The organism is Pantoea sp. 9140, assembly GCF_000745295.1.
In the GTDB taxonomy this organism is placed as follows: domain Bacteria; phylum Pseudomonadota; class Gammaproteobacteria; order Enterobacterales; family Enterobacteriaceae; genus Pantoea; species Pantoea vagans.
In genome coordinates this window covers 200,650-219,189 of record NZ_JQNO01000001.1, presented here as the reverse complement: position 1 = coordinate 219,189, position 18,540 = coordinate 200,650, and the positions used below count along the sequence as shown (strand labels likewise).

Below are 18,540 nucleotides of genomic sequence, written 5' to 3'. Positions count from 1 at the left end.
CCTTCAGGCATAATCCTTTGACTGAGAGTGGAAAACTATGACTTCCCCGCTACTGATTGCCCGTACGCCAGACGTCGAACTTCATCTGTTACCGCAAATGGCTAACCGCCACGGCCTCATCACCGGCGCGACCGGCACCGGTAAAACCGTCACGCTGCAGAAGCTGGCCGAATCGTTCTCTGCGAGTGGCGTACCGGTCTTTATGGCTGACGTCAAAGGTGATTTAACCGGTGTGGCGATGGCGGGCCAATCCAGCGAAAAGCTGCAGGAGAGGCTGGCGAAAATCGGCGTCACCGACTGGCAGCCGCAGAGCAATCCGGTGGTGCTGTGGGATATCTTTGGCGAGAAAGGCCATCCGGTGCGCGCCACCGTCTCCGATCTAGGTCCATTACTGCTGGCGCGGCTGCTGAACCTCAATGAAGTCCAGAGCGGCGTGCTGCAGATTATTTTCCGCATCGCCGATGACCAGGGCCTGCTGCTGCTGGACTTCAAAGATCTGCGCGCCATGACGCAATACATCGGTGACAACGCCAAAAACTTCCAGACCCACTACGGCAATATCAACAGCGCCTCGGTCGGCGCGATTCAGCGCGGATTACTGACGCTGGAGCAACAGGGTGCGGAACACTTCTTTGGTGAGCCGATGCTGGATATCGCCGACTGGATGCGCGTCGACAGCAACGGCAAAGGCGTCATCAACATCCTCTCCGCAGAAAAGCTCTACCAGATGCCAAAACTCTACGCCACCAGTCTGCTGTGGCTGCTGTCGGAGCTTTACGAACATCTGCCGGAAGCGGGCGATCTCGATCAGCCAAAGCTGGTCTTCTTCTTTGATGAGGCGCACCTGCTGTTTACCGACGCGCCAGCCGTGCTGCTGGAGAAAATCGAGCAGGTGATGCGGCTGATCCGTTCCAAAGGCGTCGGCGTCTGGTTCGTCACCCAGAACCCGGCAGATATTCCCGACCGGGTGCTGGGACAGCTTGGCAACCGCGTCCAGCACGCCCTGCGTGCGTTCACCCCTAAAGATCAGAAAGCGGTGAAAACGGCCGCCGATACGCTGCGCGCCAATCCGGCGTTTGACAGCGTGGAAGCGATTCAGGCGCTGGGCACCGGCGAAGCACTTATCTCTTTCCTGGATGCCAAAGGCAGCCCGTCGGTAGTAGAACGCGCCATGGTCATTGCGCCAGGCTCGCGCATGGGTCCGGTCACCGGCGATGAGCGTAACGGCCTGATCAACCATTCGCCGCTTTATGGCAAATATGACACCGAAATCGATCGCGAATCGGCGTTTGAAAAGCTGCAAAAAGGCTTTCAGGCCGCCAGCGATGAGGCGAGTGCACCCCCGGCCGAAGGCGATGCTGTCGCGGTCGATAATGGCATTCTCGGTGGTCTGAAAGAGATCCTGTTTGGTCATACCGGCCCGCGCGGCGGCAAACACGATGGCGTGGTCCAGACCATGGCGAAAAGTGCCACCCGTCAGATCACCAGTCAGATCATCCGTGGGGTGCTCGGCAGCCTGCTGGGTGGCCGTCGCCGATGAACCGCGCTCTCTGCTAAGATCAGGTTATGGATAAACACTACGAACTCAAACGGATGAAACGTCTGGCGCTGCTGCTGTTGCTGCTCGCCGCCGCGACCTTCATCGTCACCCTTTTCCTGCCGCCCGGCTTCTGGGTCAGCGGCGTCAAAGCGATTGCAGAAGCCGCAATGGTCGGCGCACTGGCGGACTGGTTTGCGGTGGTGGCGCTGTTCCGGCGCGTGCCGGTGCCTTTTATCTCGCGCCATACCGCCATCATTCCGCGCAACAAAGATCGTATCGGTGAAAACCTCGGGCGCTTTGTGCAGGAGAAGTTTCTTGATACCGACTCTCTGCTGAATCTGATTCGCCGTCACGATCCTTCAAACCTGCTGGCACAATGGCTGAATGCGCCGGGCAATGCCGACCGCGTTGGCCGCCATTTGCTGCAGGTGATGCGCGGCTTCCTTGATCTGACCGATGACGCGCGGATCCAGACCTTTATGCGCCGCGCCGTGCATCGCGCCATCGACAAGGTCGATCTCATCCAGACCAGCGCCATGGTGCTGGAGAGCCTCACCAAAAATAACCGTCATCAGGCGCTGCTGGATGCGGCCATTGAACAGCTGCTGAAGCTGCTGCATAAACCCAGCACCCGCGAGTTTATTGCGATGCAGCTGGTGCGCTGGCTCAAACGCGAGCATCCGATCAAAGCCAAAATGTTGCCGACCGAATGGCTGGGCGAACACAGCGCCGAGCTGGTGGCCAATGCGGTCGATTCCCTGCTGGATGATGTGGCGCTGGATCAGGGCCATGAGCTGCGCCTCGGCTTCAACCGGGCGGTTGATAAACTGATCGTTAAGCTGCAGACCGACCCGGAAATGGCGGAGCGCGCCGAAGAAATTAAGGGCTGGCTGAAAGAGGATGCCTCGTTCAATCGCTACATTGGCGAGCTGTGGAATGATATGCGTAACTGGCTCAAGGCGGATCTGAGCAGTGAGGATTCGCGGGTGCAGGAGAAAGTGCGCGGTGCGGCCCTGTGGCTGGGCGAAACCCTGGCGGCCGATCCGGCGCTGCGTGACTCCATGAACCAGCATCTGGAACAGGCGGCGCGCAGCGTTGCGCCGGAGTTTGCCAGCTTCCTGACGCGTCACATCAGCGACACCGTGAAGAGCTGGGATGCGCGCGACATGTCGCAGCAGATCGAACTCAATATCGGCAAGGACCTGCAGTTTATCCGCATCAACGGTACGCTGGTCGGCGGCACCATCGGGCTCATTCTCTATCTGCTGTCGCAGCTGCCCCAGTTACTCCCGCTGCTGAGCCGATAACCGCCTGGTTTAGCCGGATGCAGGTGGATAGAGGCCAAACTCGGTGATGATGGCCTTAACAAAGCTGCGGATTTTCACCGTCTGGCGACGGCCCGCCGGGATTAGCACATGCATGGGACGTGCTGGCCCGGCATAATCGGGTAGCACCTGGACCAGTCGTCCCTGTCTTATCTCTTCAGCCAGAATGGTGGCCGGTCCCAGGGTAATGCCATAGCCTTCCAGCGCCGCATGAAGGAGCGCTTTCCAGTCATTTGATCGCATTCTCCCCTGCGGATGTACTTCTTCGACCTTACCCGCCCGGGTAAACACCCAGCGGCAGGGTTTTGAAGGTGACCAGATGCCATAAACGAGACAGGCGTGGTTCTCCAGATCTGCTGGCGTGGCAGGAACGCCGCGCCGCGCCAGATAGGCGGGTGACGCGCAGGCTATCAGCTCATAGGGCTGCAACGGATGGGCGATAATCGAACTGTCCGCCAGCGCACCAATCCGGATCACCACCTCATAACCCTCTTCAAAGGGATCAACCAGCCGATCGCTGAGTTCAAGATCGACCTGCGTTTCAGGAAACCGATCAAGATAGCGGGTCACAAACGGCGCCAGGCTGAAAGAACCAAAGGTGACCGGGGCGCTGACCTTCAGCGTACCGGATGGCCGCTGCTGCATATCCAGCGCGATCGCATCCGCTTCCTGCACTTCTGCCAGCACGATTTTGCAGCGTTCGTAATAGTTGCGGCCCACATCCGTCAGGCTTTGTCGTCGCGTGGTGCGATGCAGAAGTAGCGTGCCGAGATGCCTCTCCAGCGCCGCGATATGCTTCGCCACCATTTGCGGTGAGATGAGCAATTGCCCGGCGGCGGCGGCAAACGAACCTGATTCCGCAACGGTAACAAATACCTTCATGCTGGTAAGTCGATCCATCATTCCCTCCTTTTGGTTGTTTATATTGCGTCCGTTTGTCGGTTTATTCACCTCCTGTTTTTAATTAAGGTCAGGACGTGAAAACTCATCGAGGAAAAACCCATGAAAATAGGCATTATTGGCGCAGGTTTTGTTGGCCGGGCGATAGCAAAACTGGCAATTAAAGCGGGACATGAGGTGATGCTCAGCAACTCGCGTGATCCACGAACGCTGTTCAGTCTGAAACCGATGATTGGTTGCGAAACCGGTACTGCCACCGAGGCTGCAAACTTCGGCGAAGTGGTCGTGATCGCTGTGCCGCTCACGGCAACTGAGCAACTTCCGGCAGCGGAGTTACGGGGAAAAATCGTGCTTGATGCGGTCAATTACTATCCCGACCGCGATGGCGACATCGAAGAGCTACTTAGTGGTGGCATCAGCACCAGTGAACGGCTTGCCCGCCAGCTTCCCGGCAGCCGGATCACCAAGGCATTTAATGCCATCCGCATGACCGATCTGGAAACCCAGGGCCTGCCCCCGGGCGATGGGAACCGTCAGGCGCTACCTCTGGCGGGAGATGACAGCGAAGGAAAGGCTATCGTCACGGCGCTTTATGATGCCTTTGGGTTTGATGCGGTGGATGCGGGCGCGTTAGCGGAAGGCTGGCGTTTCGAGCGTGCGACACCCGCCTATTGTGTCGCACTCAACAGAGAACAACTTATCAGGACACTTTTGGAGACCACCCGGCGCTAAGCATAAACAGCCTGTGGGTATAGAGAAAAGCGGCTGAAACCGTCAGTCGAAGACGGCTAATAAACGTATGCTCCCTGAGCTGGCACGGTTAGCCAACTAAAAAGGCCGCTTTCGCGTAATGCCGATCAGTTAAGACAGAAATGATCGGTTGAACGATCCAGTGGCTGAGTGAAAATCCTTAAAGAAGCATTATCCGCGGGCGGTAAAAAAGAAACCGCAGCGTTACCCGCTGCGGCGTTCTTAAAAGCTTAACTGACAAGCATTACGCCTCAACAGCAGGGTTTTTTGTGGTCTGCGCCAGGTGATAAACGGCGGCTACGCCTGATCCAGCGCAGCCTGCGCCACCGCCATAAAATGTTTTACCCTGTCCCGATCCACATCGTTCCACCAGACGCCATCGACTTTGAGCGCGCTGGCCACAATGACAGCCTGCGTGCGTTCCAGAATCTGGCAGACGTTGGCAGGCGTCACGCCCGATCCCACCAGCAGCGGCAAAGTGGTGGCGGCGCGGATCTCGTCGATTTCCTCCAGCGTGGCGCTGTCACCGGTACGTTGTCCGGTGGCGATAACCGCATCCGCTTCGAAGAAATCGACATCGCGGGTCAGCTCCTGAATGGAGCGATCGGCCACTATCGCATGGCTGCCGTGCTTAACGTGGCTGTCGGCGAACACCCGGATATGTTCGGCGCGCAGCTGACTACGGTAGCGCAGCGCTTTTGCGGCAGCCCCTTCAATAAAGCCTTCGTTGGCGATATACGCATTGGCCCATTGATTGACGCGGATAAAATCTGCCCCACCCGCCAGCGCGGTAGCGAAAGCGGGTAGTGCGGCGTTCGCCAGCACGTTAATGCCCAGCGGCACGCCGAAACGCTCCCGCACTTTTTCCGTAATTACCGCCATCAGCGCCGGCGTTTCCGGGCCAATATCCTCAGGTTTTGAAAAAGGAATATCGCCATGATTTTCCACAATCAGGCCGTGAACGCCGCCAAGAATATAGTTTTCCGCATCACGTAATGCACGATCAATTATCGCGCTGACGGGTTTGCCGCGATATTTTGGTGACCCCGGAAAAGGGTCACAGTGAATGACGCCAATAACTGCTTTAGGGCGTGAAAATATCGCTTGTATTGCATCAATTTTTTCTGCTGATATAGCAACCATCGCTTCTTATCCTGTTCAGGAAAACACTATGCGTGTTTATGTGGCTGGTAATATTACTGTCGATGAAACCTGGTCTGTCACAGATATTCCGGCTAAGGGCGCCTCTGTTCACGGTTATCAACGTTCGCAGGATATCGGCGGTAAAGGCGCGAATCAGGCGATACTTTTATCCCGTTGCGGCATTGAAACCTATTTAATTGCCGCGACCGGTTATGACAGTAATGGAAAATGGATCCGTCAGCAGCTCATGAACGAGCCCGTGACGTTATTGCCCACGCAGCCCATGACTGCGTTGAGCGATACCTCGCTTATTCTGCACAGCGCCGATGGCGATAATGCCATTATTACCAGTACAACGGCGGCAGATGCGCTGGACATCGATACGCTTAAGCACCATCTTGCCAGCGCGCGTCCGGGCGATCTGCTGGTGCAGCAGGGCAATTTCTCGCCCGATAAAACCTATGCGCTGTTCAGCCTGGCCAAATCCCACGGCCTGATCACTGTATTTAATCCCTCACCCGTGCACGCCGGTTTTGTCTCCTGCTGGCCGCTGGTGGATATCGCCGTGGTCAATCAGCACGAAGCGCAACAGTTGCAGCCCCGCGCAGTGACAACGTTAGTGACCACCTTCGGTAGCGCGGGTGCCTGGCTGACACAAGGCGACCAGCGAACGTTTTACCCGGCACAACCCGCCAATGCCGTCGATACCACCGGCGCAGGCGATACCTTTCTGGCCGTGATGCTGGCGTCCGCGATCCTGCGTGGGGGTGAAATTGATGCATTAGCACTGACTCATGCCAGTCAGGCTGCTGCGCTGACCGTCAGCCGTCATGGCACACTACAGGCCTTCCCCACCACAGAGGAACTCGCCGCGCTGCTCCAGACAGGCGGCGAGTCAGCGATTACTTAAATATCGCGCGGTAGCTGTCCACATTGGCTTTGGTGACCACCGCGGCCGGCACCAGAATGGTTTTTGACACGGTTTTGCCCGACGTAAGCGCGTTCAGGGCCTTAACCGCCTCTTCACCCATCTTTTTCGGATCCTGCTGCAGCACGGCCTCGACATAACCGCCATCAATGCCGCTAATGGCTTTTGACGTCAGATCCCAGCCAAAGACTTTGATCTCCTTCTGACGGCCCTGGTTTTCAACGGCAGCAATCGCCCCCAGGAGTGCCGGTTCACCGGTCGCATAGATAGCGGTTAAATCCGGGTTACCGGTCATCAGGTTTTCTGCCGCCGTCATTGCGGTATCCTGCACGTTCTGGCCATCAACCACATCTGCCACGGTGATGCCCGGATTGCTCTTAATGGTGTCTTCAAACCCTTTCTGACGCTGGTTCTGCACGGCTGAATTCAACGCGCCCACAATGCCCAGTCGCGCTTTGCCGCCCATACTTTTCGCCACGTAGTCGACAAAATATTTACCGATAATTTTGCCGCCTTCCAGATTATCCACGCCCACCTGCGCCGCCTGAGGGCCCGCCGGTAATACCGCATCAATCGCAATCACCGGTATTTTAGCGGCGGCCGCTTCTTTTATGGCTGGCATAATGCCGTTGACGTCAATCGCATCCACCAAAATACCCTTCACGCCCTGTTGAATATAATTTTCGATCGCATCGTTTTGCGACACAGGATTATCGTTGGCGTTAAAGATCACTAACTTTTTACCGCTGGCGTTTGCTGCGTCCTGGGCGCCCTTATTCATCTGATTAAAAAACAGGGCCTGCTGATTAATCTGAACCAGCGCATAAGTGGGAGCGGCCTGCGCCAGTGAAAATAAAGAACCCGCAGACAGTAAGCCGGTTGCCAGCACAACAGCACGCAGTTTTCTGGTGTTAAATGCCATCATCTTAAAATTCCTCGTCGGGAATGAGCGATAACCAGTTGATCTCCGCATCGAAATGCAGAGGGAATAGTGTTGGCGGGCAAATATCGTCTGAATGGCTGCTTGAGCCAGAACCTGAATAATCGACTTTCTGCACACCGTCCATTATGGTGCACGTGTGAAAGGGATTAATCGGGTTTGGGAGTGACTCCCGGGTAATGCGGTAAACTGCCTTTAACATTCGCTTTTGGCTAAATTTTGTCAAGCGATTATTTTATCGTCAGCGGGCAGGGAAAAACTGTATTCGCTGCGCGCAACGGTGTTAACTGAGAGCCGATTCCGGGCAAGATGGCAGGTGATATGAGTAAAAAACGGGTGCTGTTATCCGATGTCGCAGCGCTGGCTGGACTGTCTAAAGCGACCGTATCCCGCTATATGAATCAAAGCATTATGCTGCCGCAGGAGACGATTAACCGTATCGAAGCGGCGATTCGTCAACTGGATTATCGCGGTAACAGCCTGGCACGCCGCCTGAGTAAGGGCGGTAGTGAAACCCTGGGGCTGGTGCTGCCTGATATTACCAATCCCTTCTTTGCCGAACTGGCAGATGCCGCCGAAGAAGCCGCCTCTGCCCATGGCTACAGCCTGGTGCTGTGTATTACCCGCAACCATCCAGACAAAGAGAGCCAGTTTATCCGCTGGCTGGATACCTGCCAGGTAGACGGCCTGCTGTTTACCACCAACCATCCTGATAACGGCCTGTTGTGCAAAGAAATTAACCGCCACCAGCGCATCGTGCTGCTGGATGAGGACATTCCTGGCAGCGAAGTGCCCAAGGTGTTTGTCGATAACGTTCAGGGTGGCCGGATTGCTACCGAAAAGCTGATCGCTGCGGGTCACCGGCATATCGCCTTTGTCGGCGGTCCGGACGAACTGATGAGTGTGCGCGAACGCTTCCAGGGGTTTTGCACCGCTATGGAGCAGGCTGGCCTGTGTATCCCGCCCGAATGGGTGATGTACGGCGAATACCAGCGTGAGTTCGGTAAACAGGCGCTGGAACAGCTGTTTAGCCGCGCTAAACGCCCTACTGCCGTCTTTGCCGCGAGCGATTTTCTCGTGCTGGGATTGATGGATGGCCTGCGCGCGCGTGGACTCAACGCGCCCGACGCGCTGTCGCTGGTCGGCTTTGATGACGCGACCTATGCTGACTTTACCCAACCCCGTATTTCAACCATCCGCCAGCCCGCCCGTGAACTGGGCCGCACGGCGGTAGAGATCATGCTGCGCATTCTGAATGACGACCTCCCCGTCCCCGCCGAAACCCGTCTGCCAGTGGAATGGGTAGCGCGCGATTCAATACAAATGTGTTAACAACGTCCCGAAATGGCGCAAAAGCGCACAGTTTTAGCGCAAATAACGCGCTTTTTAATTTCTCAGCATTATAGTAAGTAAACCGGTTTACCTGAAGTTAACATTTAAATGTTCTTCATTACAAAAGGTTAGACCGCGAGTGTAGCGCCTGTTCCCAGGCTGGCACGGAAGCTGCAATGTCTTACCCGGCAAACAAATATCGTTGTAGCGTGTTGTTCTGTGTGTTGTGACAAAGGTTTTATTCTGCGGGTAAACCGGTTTACATGGGCGTAAACCGTGCCGGATAACCCTTTTTTGCATACAGAGTAACGGTCCCGTTAATGGTGATGGGAGTAATCACATGCAGCAAGCACAAACTGCCCTGACACGGGTAGAGATGGTGAATATTACCAAGACCTATGGCGCGATACGGTCTCTGCGCGGCGTCAATCTGCAACTGGCGCCGGGTGAAGTACTGGGCCTGGTGGGCGACAACGGTGCGGGGAAATCCACCCTGACCAAGGTGCTGTCAGGTGCGGTCGTACCGACCAGCGGCACGATTCGTATTGATGGTGAGGCTCAGCATTTCAGCAACCCGGCGGATTCACGCCGCTGCCATATCGAGATGGTTTATCAGGATTTGTCGCTATGCGACACCGTCGATGTGGCAGGCAATCTGTTTATGGGACGTGAGCCGATGAAATCGATTCTCGGCATTCCGTTTCTGGATGAAGAGAAAATGCACGCTGACGCACGGGAGATGCTGAAGGGACTGGGGATTTCTATTCCGGACACACGACTGCTGGTGCGCAATTTATCCGGCGGGCAGCGCCAGGCGATTGCCATTGCGCGCGCCGCCGCCTTCGATCCCAAAGTGCTGATCATGGATGAACCCACCGCCGCGCTGGCCGTCGCCGAAGTAGAGGCGGTGCTGGAGCTGATCCGGCGGGTGTCGGCACGTGGCGTGAGTGTCATCCTGATCACGCATCGCCTGCAGGATCTCTTCCTGGTCTGCGATCGCATCATGGTGATGTACGAGGGCACCAACGTGGCGGAGCGCCGGGTGGCCGAAACGGATCTGACCGAGATCGTCAATTTGATCGTGGGTGAGAAATTTGTCGCCCGCTCGGCCGCAGCGCACTGAGCGAGGTAACAGGATGACTATTATGAATCTGAGCAGTTCCCGTATGGCACAGCACTCGCTGCCGCGTCGCCTTCTGCACAACCACTCTGGCGTGGTCAGCATCGCGCTGTTTTTCGTTTTCTGCTGCGTGGTGTTTTCCCTGATCACCGGCAACTTTCTCAGCAGCGCGAACTGGCTGAATATCATTCGTCAGAGTGCGCCGCTGCTGATCGTCGCCACAGCGATGACGCTGGTGATCACCACCGGTGGGATTGATCTTTCGGTGGGATCGACACTGGCGCTGGTCGGCGCGCTGTCCGCTATCGCCCTGAATAACTGGGGCCTGCCCTGGCCGGTGGTGTTGCTGGGCGGTCTGCTGCTGGGCGCGCTGGTCGGTGCCATCAACGGCTTCTTTATTGCTTACGAAGGCATCCCGGCCTTTATCGTCACGCTGGCGACGCTGGCGGTGGTGCGCGGCGTGGCGCTGCTGGTCACCCAGGGTTACTCCATTCCTATCCCTGCCGACAGCCTGTTTGCCCTGATGGGACGCGCCTGGGTGCTGGGCATTCCGATGCCCGCGCTGATTGGCATCGTGGTGCTGGTGGTCGGCCATATCGTGCTGAACCATATGCGCTTTGGTCGCTATGTCACGGCGATTGGCGCGAATGCGGAAGGCGCACGCCGTAGCGGGATTAACACCAAAGCCGTGACCATGAAGGTCTACATCCTCAGCGGCATGGCGGCAGCGCTGGCGGGCATGATCATCACCGCCCGTCTCGGCAGCGGATCCTCTAATCAGGGCGAAGGCTTTGAGTTGCAGGTGATCGCTGCGGTGGTGCTGGGCAGTACCAGTCTGTTCGGCGGCTTCGGCACCGTTATTGGCACGCTGTTAGGCGCGCTGTCGATTGCCATCATCCAGAACGGCCTGATTTTGTCGCATATCTCCCCGTTTTACACGCAGATCGCCACCGGTACGATTATTCTGCTGGCGATCTGGCTGAACACCCGCATTCTCAACCCGACGCGATCAGCGGCGAAAGGATAGCTGATGAAACATTCGATTTTTCGTCATCCTGACCCCCTGCCGCTGGGCATTAACAGTGGCTATGTGATGACCGTACTCGGCCCGCTACCTGTCTGTGAGATGGGTGTGACGCTGATGCACGAACATATTTTGCTGGATGCCTCCGGCAAATGGGTGCCGCCCTGCTGCTGTAGCGATCGTCATCTGGCGGAATTGCCCGTCAGCATCGAAAACCTGGGCGAGCTGTCGCTTAATCCCCTCATCAGCCGCGATAACTGCCAGCTGTTTGATGTCGATTTAGCGGTTGAGGAGCTAATGAAGTTCCGGGCGCTGGGCGGCGATACCGTGGTGGACCCCACTAATATTGGCATTGGCCGCGATCCCAAAGCACTGCAACGCATCGCACGCCTGACCGGGCTGAATATCATCATGAGCACCGGGTTATATCTGGAACCGTCGCATCCGGATTGGGTGAAAACGATCAGCATCGAAGCCCTGACTGAGAAGCTGATTTACGACCTCGGCGGCAGGGAGGAAAAACCCGAGGTGCTGGCTGGCCTGATTGGCGAGATTGGCGTGTCCAGCCGCTTTACGCCCGACGAGGAGAAATCCCTGCGGGCGGCGGGCCGTGCCAGTGCCGCGACACGTGTGCCGGTTGAGGTGCACCTGCCCGGCTGGGCACGATTAGGCCATCAGGTGCTGGATATCCTTGAAGATGAAGGGGCAGACCTGCGCCATGTGGTGCTGTGTCACATGAACCCCAGCTTCGCCGACAAACGTTACCAGCGCGAACTCGCGCAGCGCGGAGCCTTTCTGGAGTACGACATGATCGGCATGAGCTATTACTATGCCGACGAGTCCGCACAGTCACCGTCCGATGAGGAGAATGCCCGTGCTATTCGCGAGCTGATCGATGACGGCTTTATTGAACAGATTTTATTGTCGCAGGACGTGTTCCTGAAAACCATGCTGACCCGCTACGGCGGTCATGGCTATGGCTACATCCTTAAACATTTTGTTCCGCGTCTGAAACGCCACGGCGTGAGCGGCGAACAACTTGAAACCTTACTGATTGCTAACCCACAGCGCGTTTTTGGTGGGTAAGGGAGAACCGTAATGCAGAAGAAAATTTTACTGGTCGGCGAGTCCTGGACCAGCACGTCTGTTCACGTCAAAGGCTTCGATCAGTTTGCCACCGCTACCTGGCATAATGGCGCAACCGACTTTATGGCGGCGCTGGCCGACAGTGATTATGCCATTACCTACATGCCCGCCCATGCTGCTGCCACCGAGTTTCCTTTAACACCGGACGGGCTTCAGCAGTGGGACGCGATCATTCTCTCCGACATCGGCGCGAATACATTGCTGCTGCACCCGGATACCTGGCTGAAGAGCCAGCGCACGGCGAACCGTCTGACGCTGATTCACGACTATGTGGCCGCGGGCGGCGCGCTGATGATGGTGGGCGGCTACTTTAGTTTTCAGGGTATTAATGGCGGCGCGCGCTATCGCAACACGGCAGTTGAGAAAGTCCTGCCGGTGCGCTGCCTGGCCTGGGATGACCGTATCGAAACGCCCGAAGGCGTTTACCCCAGCGTGACGGAATCCCACGCGCTGTTCACCGATATGCCAGACGAATGGCCGTGGTTGCTGGGTTATAACGAAGTAGAAATGCACCCTGAAGGCACATTGCTGGCAACCATTAATGGTACGTCACATCCGCTACTGGCGGTGCGCGAGTATCAGCAGGGCCGCTCACTGGTCTGGACCAGCGATATGTCTGCGCACTGGCTGCCGCAGGAATTTGCCCGGTGGCAGGGTTATCGCCAGCTGTGGATCAACTGTCTGGACTGGTTAACGGTGCGCGGATGATGAGCCAAAGCCAGACGCTGGCGCAGCAGCTGCTGCGCTTTGACACCATTAATCCACCGGGCAATGAAGCGGCCTGCATGCACTTTCTGGCGAACTGGCTGATGGAACAGGGCTTTGACGTCACCTTGTCCTCCTTCGGTGAAAACCGCCTGAACCTGATGGCCAGTCTGCCTGGCAGTCAGCCCGGACCGCAGCTGGCGTTTACCGGCCATCTGGATACCGTCCCGCTCGGCAATGCTGACTGGCAGTACGATCCTTTCGGTGAAATCGTGGGTGACAGACTTTACGGGCGCGGGTCGAGTGACATGAAGGCCGCTGTCGCGGCGTTTGCTGTTGCCTGCGTGACGAATCAGCAGGCGATTCTGCAGGGTTCCGGCGTAGTGCTGTTGATCACCGGTGGGGAGGAAACGGGCTGTGACGGCGCGCGGGCGCTGATTGATACCGCTGACCTGCCCGATATTGGCGCATTGATTGTCGGCGAGCCTACCGCCAACTATCCGGTTATCGGCCACAAAGGAGCACTATGGCTACGCTGTGAAACCCGCGGGAAAACAGCCCATGGCGCAATGCCGGAACTGGGCATCAATGCCATTTATCTGGCGGCGGAGGCACTGGGAAAGATTCAGCACTTCTCACCTGGCGCACCCCATCCGCTGATGAAGCAGCCGACCATTAACGTCGGACGCATTGCAGGCGGCCTGAACATTAACTCGGTGCCCGATCGCACACATTTTGACGTGGATATCCGCAGCGCACCCAATCTGCAGCACGCCACCATTCGTCAGCAACTGACAACCTTACTGGGAGACAGCGTAACGGTGACGACGCTGGTGGATCTGCCGGCGGTGCTGAGCGACGAGAATCAGGCCTGGATTGATTCTGTTTATCAGCATTGTCAGGCGTTACATGACGCCCCGCTGACACCGCGCATTGTGCCCTACTTTACTGATGCGTCACTGTTGTTGCCCGCACTGGGTACACCGCCCTGCATTATCCTCGGACCCGGCGAGCCATCTATGGCACACCAGACTAATGAATACTGCCTGCTGAGCCGGCTGGCGGAAGCCGAGGTGTTATATGGTGCGTTGATTAACGACTGGATGAAGTAAAGGAGGGAGGCATCAGACCGCTGGACGAATACACTGGCGCACGGTGCCATAAAAAAGGCCGCCCTGAGAGGCGGCCTTTTTCGTGGTGACGGTCAGCGCCGCTTAATCAACATAAACATGCTGATCGCGAAGAACGCAAAGCTCGGCAGAATCGCCCCCAGAATCGGCGGCAAGCCGTAGACTAGGCTCAGCGGACCAAAAATCTGGTCCAGCACGTAGAACAGGAAGCCAAAACTGATACCGGTCACGACCCGCACACCCATCGACACGCTACGCAGCGGACCGAAGATAAACGACAGCGCCATCAGCATCATTACCGCCACCGACAGCGGCTGGAAAATCTTGCTCCACATATTCAGCTGATAACGTCCCGCTTCCTGGCCACTCTGCTTCAGATACTTGCTGTAGCTATGCAGACCGCGAATCGACAACGCGTCCGGATCCAGCGCCACCACACCCAGTTTGTCCGGCGTCAGATTGGTTTTCCATTCGCCACTCAGACTCTGTGAACCGGTAATCTGCTTCGGATCGGTCAGGTTTGACTCATCGACCTGTGACAGCATCCAGCGCTTCTTAGCCGCATCCCAGGTCGCCGTGGCCGCGTAACGCACGCTCTGCAGGCGACGCTGATCGTTAAAGTTGTAGATGCTCACACCATCAATTTCGTTGTCGCCTTTAATGCGCTCAATATAGATGAAGTTATTACCATCTTTCGCCCACAGACCATTCTGCGTCGAGACCAGTGCGCCGCCATAAAGCTGCTGCGCCCGATAGTTACGCGCCATCTGCTCGCCCGAAGGCGCAACAAACTCACCAATCGCCATGGTCAGCAGCACCAGCGGAATCGCCGTTTTCATCACGGACAGTGCCACCTGCATGCGGGTAAAGCCCGCCGCCTGCATTACCACCAGCTCACTGCGCTGCGCCAGCGCGCCCAGTCCCAGTAGCGCACCCAGCAAGGCCGCCATCGGGAAGAAAATCTCAATATCTTTCGGCACGCTGAGCAGGGTGTAATAACCGGCACTCAGCGCGCTATAGCTGCCCTGGCCGGTTTTACGCAGCTGGTCGACGAACTTGATGATGCCGGAAAGCGACACCAGCATGAACAGCGTCAGCATGATGGTATTGAAGATGGTTTTACCGATATAGCGGTCAAGTACGCGAAACATCAGACCGACCCTCCGCGGGTAAAGCGGGCGCGAATCCGACGCATCGGCACCGTATCCCACAGGTTAAGCAACACCGCCAGCACCAGATAGCTGATATTGACCACCCACATCCAGAGCGCCGGATCGAGCCGCCCTTTCGCTCCGCTCGACTTCAGCGAGCTCTGCAACAGGAAGAAGATCAGATAGAGCAGCATGGCGGGCAGCATCGACAGCACGCGACCCTGACGCGGGTTCACCACGCTGAGCGGCACCACCATCAGTGCCATCACCAGCACCGCAAACACCAGCGTCAGACGCCAGTGCAGCTCGGCCTGGAAATCCGGTGTCTTATTCGCGAACAGGTCGGTCATGCTGGCCTGCTCGGCATCGTTAGGATCGAGCGTTGCCGCTTTATAGCCCACGATGGCCTGATAGTTAGTGAAGTCGGTGATACGGAAATCACGCAGCAGTGCGGTGCCCTCAAAGCGGGTGCCTTTATCCAGCGTTACCACCTGCGAGCCATCTTTATGCTGCTCCATGTGACCGCTGTCAGCCAGCACCACCGAAGGACGCGCGTTGCCTTTTGGCCGTAACTGCGCCAGGAATACGTTGCCAAAGTTGTTGCCCTTCACATCCTCGACAAACAGCACGGCGCTGCCGTCGCTGGAGGTCTGGAACTGTCCGGCAGCCATCGCCGCAGCACCTGGGTTTGCTTTGGCGTTCTGCGTCACCTCATCCTGATAGCGGGATGACCATGGCCCCAGCCAGATGACGTTCACCGCTGCCACCACCGAGGTAAACAGCATCAGTACCATCGCCGCTTTTACCAGCACGGCCTTACTCAGGCCGCAGGCGTGCATCACGGTAATTTCACTTTCCGTGTAGAGACGCCCCAGCGTCATCAGGATCGCCAGAAACAGACTTAAGGGCAGTATAAGTTGTGCCATTTGAGGCACACCGAGTCCTAACAAGGTCAGAACGAGGTTTGTCGGCACTTCGCCATCCACCGCGGCTCCCAGGATCCTGACTAACTTCTGGCAAAAGAAGATGAGTAGCAGGATAAACAGGATAGCCAGCTGGCTTTTGAGCGTTTCCCGAACCAGATATCTAATGATGATCACGCTTAGTACGCCTGTGAAAACTTGTCTTTTTGCAGGAAAATCGCTAGTTTCAACGCTTATCAGCCATTTTTCTTCATCAATGGCCGTCGCCGTAGCTAAATTTGTATGAAAAACGCGTCCGGGTGGTGAAAAAACAACATCTTGTCACCCTGATTCATTATGACCTCCAGCGGCAGAATGTCATGCTGCGACGATGAATAAATGGGTCATGAGCGCGCTACATTCTAGCGGCAGCAGCGGCCGTTGTCTTTAAGATTCAGGAGAGTGCATGGAGTTCAGTGTAAAAAGCGGAAGCCCGGAAAAACAGCGCAGTGCCTGCATTGTCGTTGGCGTTTTCGAACCGCGTCGTCTGTCACCGATTGCCGAGCAGCTGGATAAAATCAGCGACGGCTACATCAGCGCCCTGCTGCGCCGCGGCGAGCTGGAAGGAAAAGTGGGCCAGACACTGCTGCTGCATCATGTGCCAAATATCCTGTCCGAGCGTATTCTGCTGATTGGCTGCGGTAAAGAGCGTGAGCTGGATGAACGCCAGTACAAGCAGGTCATTCAGAAAACCATTAATACGCTGAACGACACCGGCTCCATGGAAGCGGTCTGCTTCCTGACCGAGCTGCATGTCAAAGGCCGCAATACTTACTGGAAAGTGCGTCAGGCGGTGGAGACCTCAAAAGAGGCGCTCTATAACTTCGACCAGCTGAAAAGTAACAAAGCAGAGCCGCGTCGTCCGCTGCGCAAGCTGGTGTTTAACGTGCCGACCCGCCGTGAACTCACCAGCGGCGAACGCGCTATCCAGCATGGATTAGCGGTCGCTGCCGGCATGAAAGCCGCTAAAGATCTCGGCAACATGCCGCCAAACATCTGTAACGCTGCCTATCTGGCGTCGCAGGCGCGCCAGCTGGCCGATGCCTTCAGCAAAAACGTGACAACCCGCGTGATCGGCGAACAGCAGATGAAAGAGCTGGGCATGAACGCCTATCTCGCCGTCGGTGCCGGTTCGCAGAACGAATCGCTGATGTCGGTGATTGAATACAAAGGCAATCCGGATGCTGAAGCGCGTCCGATTGTGCTGGTGGGCAAAGGACTGACCTTTGACTCCGGCGGCATCTCTATCAAGCCTGCCGACAGCATGGACGAAATGAAATATGACATGTGCGGCGCGGCTGCCGTCTATGGCGTGATGCGGATGGTGGCCGAGCTGAATCTGCCGCTGAACGTAGTGGGCGTGCTGGCGGGCTGTGAAAACATGCCGGATGGCCGCTCGATGCGTCCGGGCGACGTGCTGACCACCATGTCGGGCCAGACGGTTGAAGTACTGAACACCGACGCCGAAGGCCGTCTGGTGCTGTGCGATGCGCTGACCTACGTGGAACGCTTCGACCCGGAAGTGGTGATTGACGTGGCAACGCTGACCGGAGCCTGTGTGATTGCGCTGGGTCATCACATCAGCGGCCTGCTGTCGAACCACAATCCGCTGGCGCATGAGCTCATCAGCGCCTCGGAACAGTCGGGCGATCGCGCCTGGCGTCTGCCGATGGCGGATGAGTTCCAGGAGCAGCTGGAGTCCAACTTTGCCGATATGGGCAACATCGGTGGCCGTCCAGGTGGCGCGATTACCGCCGCCTGCTTCCTGGCACGCTTTGCCCGCAAATATAACTGGGCGCACCTGGATATCGCCGGTACCGCCTGGCGTTCCGGCAAGGCCAAAGGCGCGACCGGACGTCCGGTGCCGATGCTGTCGCAGTTTCTGTTGAATCGGGCAGGATTGAACGGCGACGACTAACCGCCCTCTTTTCTGACAGCAGGGGCGGATCTGAATCCGCCCCTGATCTTCTGATGAGCTAACCGATGAAAAACGCAACCTTCTACGTGCTGGAAACCGATGCAACGAGCGATGGCCTGAGTGCCGTTGAAGCGCTGGTGTGCAATCTGGCGGAAACACGCTGGCGGGCCGGAAAGCGGGTGTTGATCGCCTGCGAAGATGAACAGCAAGCCATTCGTCTCGACGAAGCGCTGTGGCAACGACCGGCAAACGCCTTCGTGCCGCACAACCTGGCGGGTGAAGGCCCGCGCTACGGTGCGCCGGTCGAGCTGGCCTGGCCACAGCGTCGCGGCAGTTCACAGCGCGACCTGCTGATTAGCCTGCTGCCCCACTTCGCAGATTTTGCTACTGCTTTCCATGAAGTGATAGACTTCGTTCCTTACGAGGACGCTCTCAAACAACTGGCGCGCGACCGCTATAAAGCGTATCGCAGCGTTGGATTCCAATTGAATACGGCAGCGCCACCACAGCCGCAAACGACATAGCA

At 57.0% G+C, this 18,540-nt stretch carries 17 protein-coding genes; 12 read left to right on the top strand and 5 right to left on the bottom strand.

The window, feature by feature from the left end:
- Positions 1-37 precede the first annotated feature (37 nt).
- The gene (locus FA92_RS00975; RefSeq protein WP_033781724.1) at positions 38-1,540 is read left to right on the top strand and encodes a helicase HerA-like C-terminal domain-containing protein; all 1,503 of its coding nucleotides are present in this window, start codon (positions 38-40) and stop codon (positions 1,538-1,540) included.
- Positions 1,541-1,566: 26 nt separating this feature from the next.
- A complete protein-coding gene (locus FA92_RS00970) occupies positions 1,567-2,847 on the top strand; it encodes a DUF445 domain-containing protein (RefSeq protein ID WP_033781723.1) in 1,281 nt (426 codons plus the stop codon).
- 9 nt (positions 2,848-2,856) lie between these two features.
- Here FA92_RS00970 and FA92_RS00965 read toward each other — a convergent pair whose 3' ends face one another.
- Positions 2,857-3,765: a LysR family transcriptional regulator gene (locus tag FA92_RS00965; protein ID WP_033781722.1), complete on the bottom strand. Its 909-nt coding sequence runs from the start codon at positions 3,763-3,765 to the stop codon at positions 2,857-2,859.
- Positions 3,766-3,867: 102 nt separating this feature from the next.
- Between FA92_RS00965 and FA92_RS00960 the strand changes: the two genes are divergently transcribed.
- Positions 3,868-4,497 carry an NAD(P)-binding domain-containing protein gene (locus FA92_RS00960; protein ID WP_033781720.1) on the top strand — a complete coding sequence of 210 codons (630 nt, stop codon included), beginning with the start codon at positions 3,868-3,870 and terminating at the stop codon, positions 4,495-4,497.
- Between the two features lie 315 nt (positions 4,498-4,812).
- Here the strand turns inward: FA92_RS00960 and FA92_RS00955 are convergent, their stop codons facing one another.
- The gene (locus FA92_RS00955; protein ID WP_033781718.1) at positions 4,813-5,658 is read right to left on the bottom strand and encodes a BtpA/SgcQ family protein; all 846 of its coding nucleotides are present in this window, start codon (positions 5,656-5,658) and stop codon (positions 4,813-4,815) included.
- A 28-nt stretch (positions 5,659-5,686) separates the two neighbouring features.
- Here FA92_RS00955 and FA92_RS00950 point away from each other — a divergent pair, with 28 nt between their 5' ends.
- A complete protein-coding gene (locus FA92_RS00950) occupies positions 5,687-6,568 on the top strand; it encodes a ribokinase (protein WP_033781717.1) in 882 nt (293 codons plus the stop codon).
- Here FA92_RS00950 and FA92_RS00945 read toward each other — a convergent pair.
- Entirely contained in the window at positions 6,561-7,511 is a 951-nt protein-coding gene (locus FA92_RS00945; RefSeq protein ID WP_033781715.1) for a substrate-binding domain-containing protein, read from the bottom strand. The genes FA92_RS00950 and FA92_RS00945 overlap by 8 nt on opposite strands.
- Before the next feature lie 324 nt (positions 7,512-7,835).
- Here FA92_RS00945 and FA92_RS00940 point away from each other — a divergent pair, with 324 nt between their 5' ends.
- The 6 genes from FA92_RS00940 to FA92_RS00915 all read left to right on the top strand — a co-directional run bounded on the left by FA92_RS00940 (position 7,836) and on the right by FA92_RS00915 (position 13,965).
- On the top strand, positions 7,836-8,858 hold the full coding sequence (locus FA92_RS00940; protein WP_033781712.1) for a LacI family DNA-binding transcriptional regulator: 1,023 nt from the start codon (positions 7,836-7,838) through the stop codon (positions 8,856-8,858).
- 376 nt (positions 8,859-9,234) lie between these two features.
- Entirely contained in the window at positions 9,235-9,981 is a 747-nt protein-coding gene (locus tag FA92_RS00935; RefSeq protein ID WP_162470140.1) for an ATP-binding cassette domain-containing protein, read from the top strand.
- Between the two features lie 22 nt (positions 9,982-10,003).
- Positions 10,004-11,005, top strand: coding sequence for an ABC transporter permease (locus FA92_RS00930; RefSeq protein WP_197061477.1), 1,002 nt, complete (start codon positions 10,004-10,006; stop codon positions 11,003-11,005).
- 3 nt (positions 11,006-11,008) lie between these two features.
- Positions 11,009-12,088: a phosphotriesterase-related protein gene (locus FA92_RS00925; RefSeq protein ID WP_033781706.1), complete on the top strand. Its 1,080-nt coding sequence runs from the start codon at positions 11,009-11,011 to the stop codon at positions 12,086-12,088.
- A gap of 12 nt (positions 12,089-12,100) precedes the next feature.
- Positions 12,101-12,856 carry a glutamine amidotransferase gene (locus FA92_RS00920; RefSeq protein ID WP_033781704.1) on the top strand — a complete coding sequence of 252 codons (756 nt, stop codon included), beginning with the start codon at positions 12,101-12,103 and terminating at the stop codon, positions 12,854-12,856.
- The gene (locus FA92_RS00915) at positions 12,856-13,965 is read left to right on the top strand and encodes a M20 family metallopeptidase (protein ID WP_033784484.1); all 1,110 of its coding nucleotides are present in this window, start codon (positions 12,856-12,858) and stop codon (positions 13,963-13,965) included. Before FA92_RS00920 ends, FA92_RS00915 begins: the two co-directional genes overlap by 1 nt.
- A 92-nt stretch (positions 13,966-14,057) precedes the next feature.
- Here FA92_RS00915 and lptG read toward each other — a convergent pair whose 3' ends face one another.
- Both lptG and lptF read right to left on the bottom strand, forming a co-directional pair.
- On the bottom strand, positions 14,058-15,134 hold the full coding sequence (lptG, locus tag FA92_RS00910) for an LPS export ABC transporter permease LptG (RefSeq protein WP_033781702.1): 1,077 nt from the start codon (positions 15,132-15,134) through the stop codon (positions 14,058-14,060).
- The gene (lptF, locus tag FA92_RS00905) at positions 15,134-16,234 is read right to left on the bottom strand and encodes an LPS export ABC transporter permease LptF (protein WP_033731353.1); all 1,101 of its coding nucleotides are present in this window, start codon (positions 16,232-16,234) and stop codon (positions 15,134-15,136) included. The genes lptG and lptF overlap by 1 nt, the downstream gene beginning before the upstream one ends.
- A gap of 268 nt (positions 16,235-16,502) precedes the next feature.
- Here lptF and pepA point away from each other — a divergent pair, with 268 nt between their 5' ends.
- Together pepA and FA92_RS00895 are read left to right on the top strand one after the other, a co-directional pair.
- Positions 16,503-18,014 carry a leucyl aminopeptidase gene (pepA, locus tag FA92_RS00900; protein ID WP_009092357.1) on the top strand — a complete coding sequence of 504 codons (1,512 nt, stop codon included), beginning with the start codon at positions 16,503-16,505 and terminating at the stop codon, positions 18,012-18,014.
- A gap of 65 nt (positions 18,015-18,079) precedes the next feature.
- On the top strand, positions 18,080-18,538 hold the full coding sequence (locus tag FA92_RS00895; RefSeq protein ID WP_008925453.1) for a DNA polymerase III subunit chi: 459 nt from the start codon (positions 18,080-18,082) through the stop codon (positions 18,536-18,538).
- Positions 18,539-18,540 lie beyond the last annotated feature (2 nt).

Coding starts and splice junctions, on each gene's coding strand:
- FA92_RS00975 (WP_033781724.1), top strand. CDS start 38: ATGACTTCCCCGCTACTGATTGCCCGTACGCCAGACGTCGAACTTCAT.
- FA92_RS00970 (WP_033781723.1), top strand. CDS start 1,567: ATGGATAAACACTACGAACTCAAACGGATGAAACGTCTGGCGCTGCTG.
- FA92_RS00965 (WP_033781722.1), bottom strand. CDS start 3,765: ATGGATCGACTTACCAGCATGAAGGTATTTGTTACCGTTGCGGAATCA.
- FA92_RS00960 (WP_033781720.1), top strand. CDS start 3,868: ATGAAAATAGGCATTATTGGCGCAGGTTTTGTTGGCCGGGCGATAGCA.
- FA92_RS00955 (WP_033781718.1), bottom strand. CDS start 5,658: ATGGTTGCTATATCAGCAGAAAAAATTGATGCAATACAAGCGATATTT.
- FA92_RS00950 (WP_033781717.1), top strand. CDS start 5,687: ATGCGTGTTTATGTGGCTGGTAATATTACTGTCGATGAAACCTGGTCT.
- FA92_RS00945 (WP_033781715.1), bottom strand. CDS start 7,511: ATGATGGCATTTAACACCAGAAAACTGCGTGCTGTTGTGCTGGCAACC.
- FA92_RS00940 (WP_033781712.1), top strand. CDS start 7,836: ATGGCAGGTGATATGAGTAAAAAACGGGTGCTGTTATCCGATGTCGCA.
- FA92_RS00935 (WP_162470140.1), top strand. CDS start 9,235: ATGGTGAATATTACCAAGACCTATGGCGCGATACGGTCTCTGCGCGGC.
- FA92_RS00930 (WP_197061477.1), top strand. CDS start 10,004: ATGAATCTGAGCAGTTCCCGTATGGCACAGCACTCGCTGCCGCGTCGC.
- FA92_RS00925 (WP_033781706.1), top strand. CDS start 11,009: ATGAAACATTCGATTTTTCGTCATCCTGACCCCCTGCCGCTGGGCATT.
- FA92_RS00920 (WP_033781704.1), top strand. CDS start 12,101: ATGCAGAAGAAAATTTTACTGGTCGGCGAGTCCTGGACCAGCACGTCT.
- FA92_RS00915 (WP_033784484.1), top strand. CDS start 12,856: ATGAGCCAAAGCCAGACGCTGGCGCAGCAGCTGCTGCGCTTTGACACC.
- lptG (WP_033781702.1), bottom strand. CDS start 15,134: ATGTTTCGCGTACTTGACCGCTATATCGGTAAAACCATCTTCAATACC.
- pepA (WP_009092357.1), top strand. CDS start 16,503: ATGGAGTTCAGTGTAAAAAGCGGAAGCCCGGAAAAACAGCGCAGTGCC.
- FA92_RS00895 (WP_008925453.1), top strand. CDS start 18,080: ATGAAAAACGCAACCTTCTACGTGCTGGAAACCGATGCAACGAGCGAT.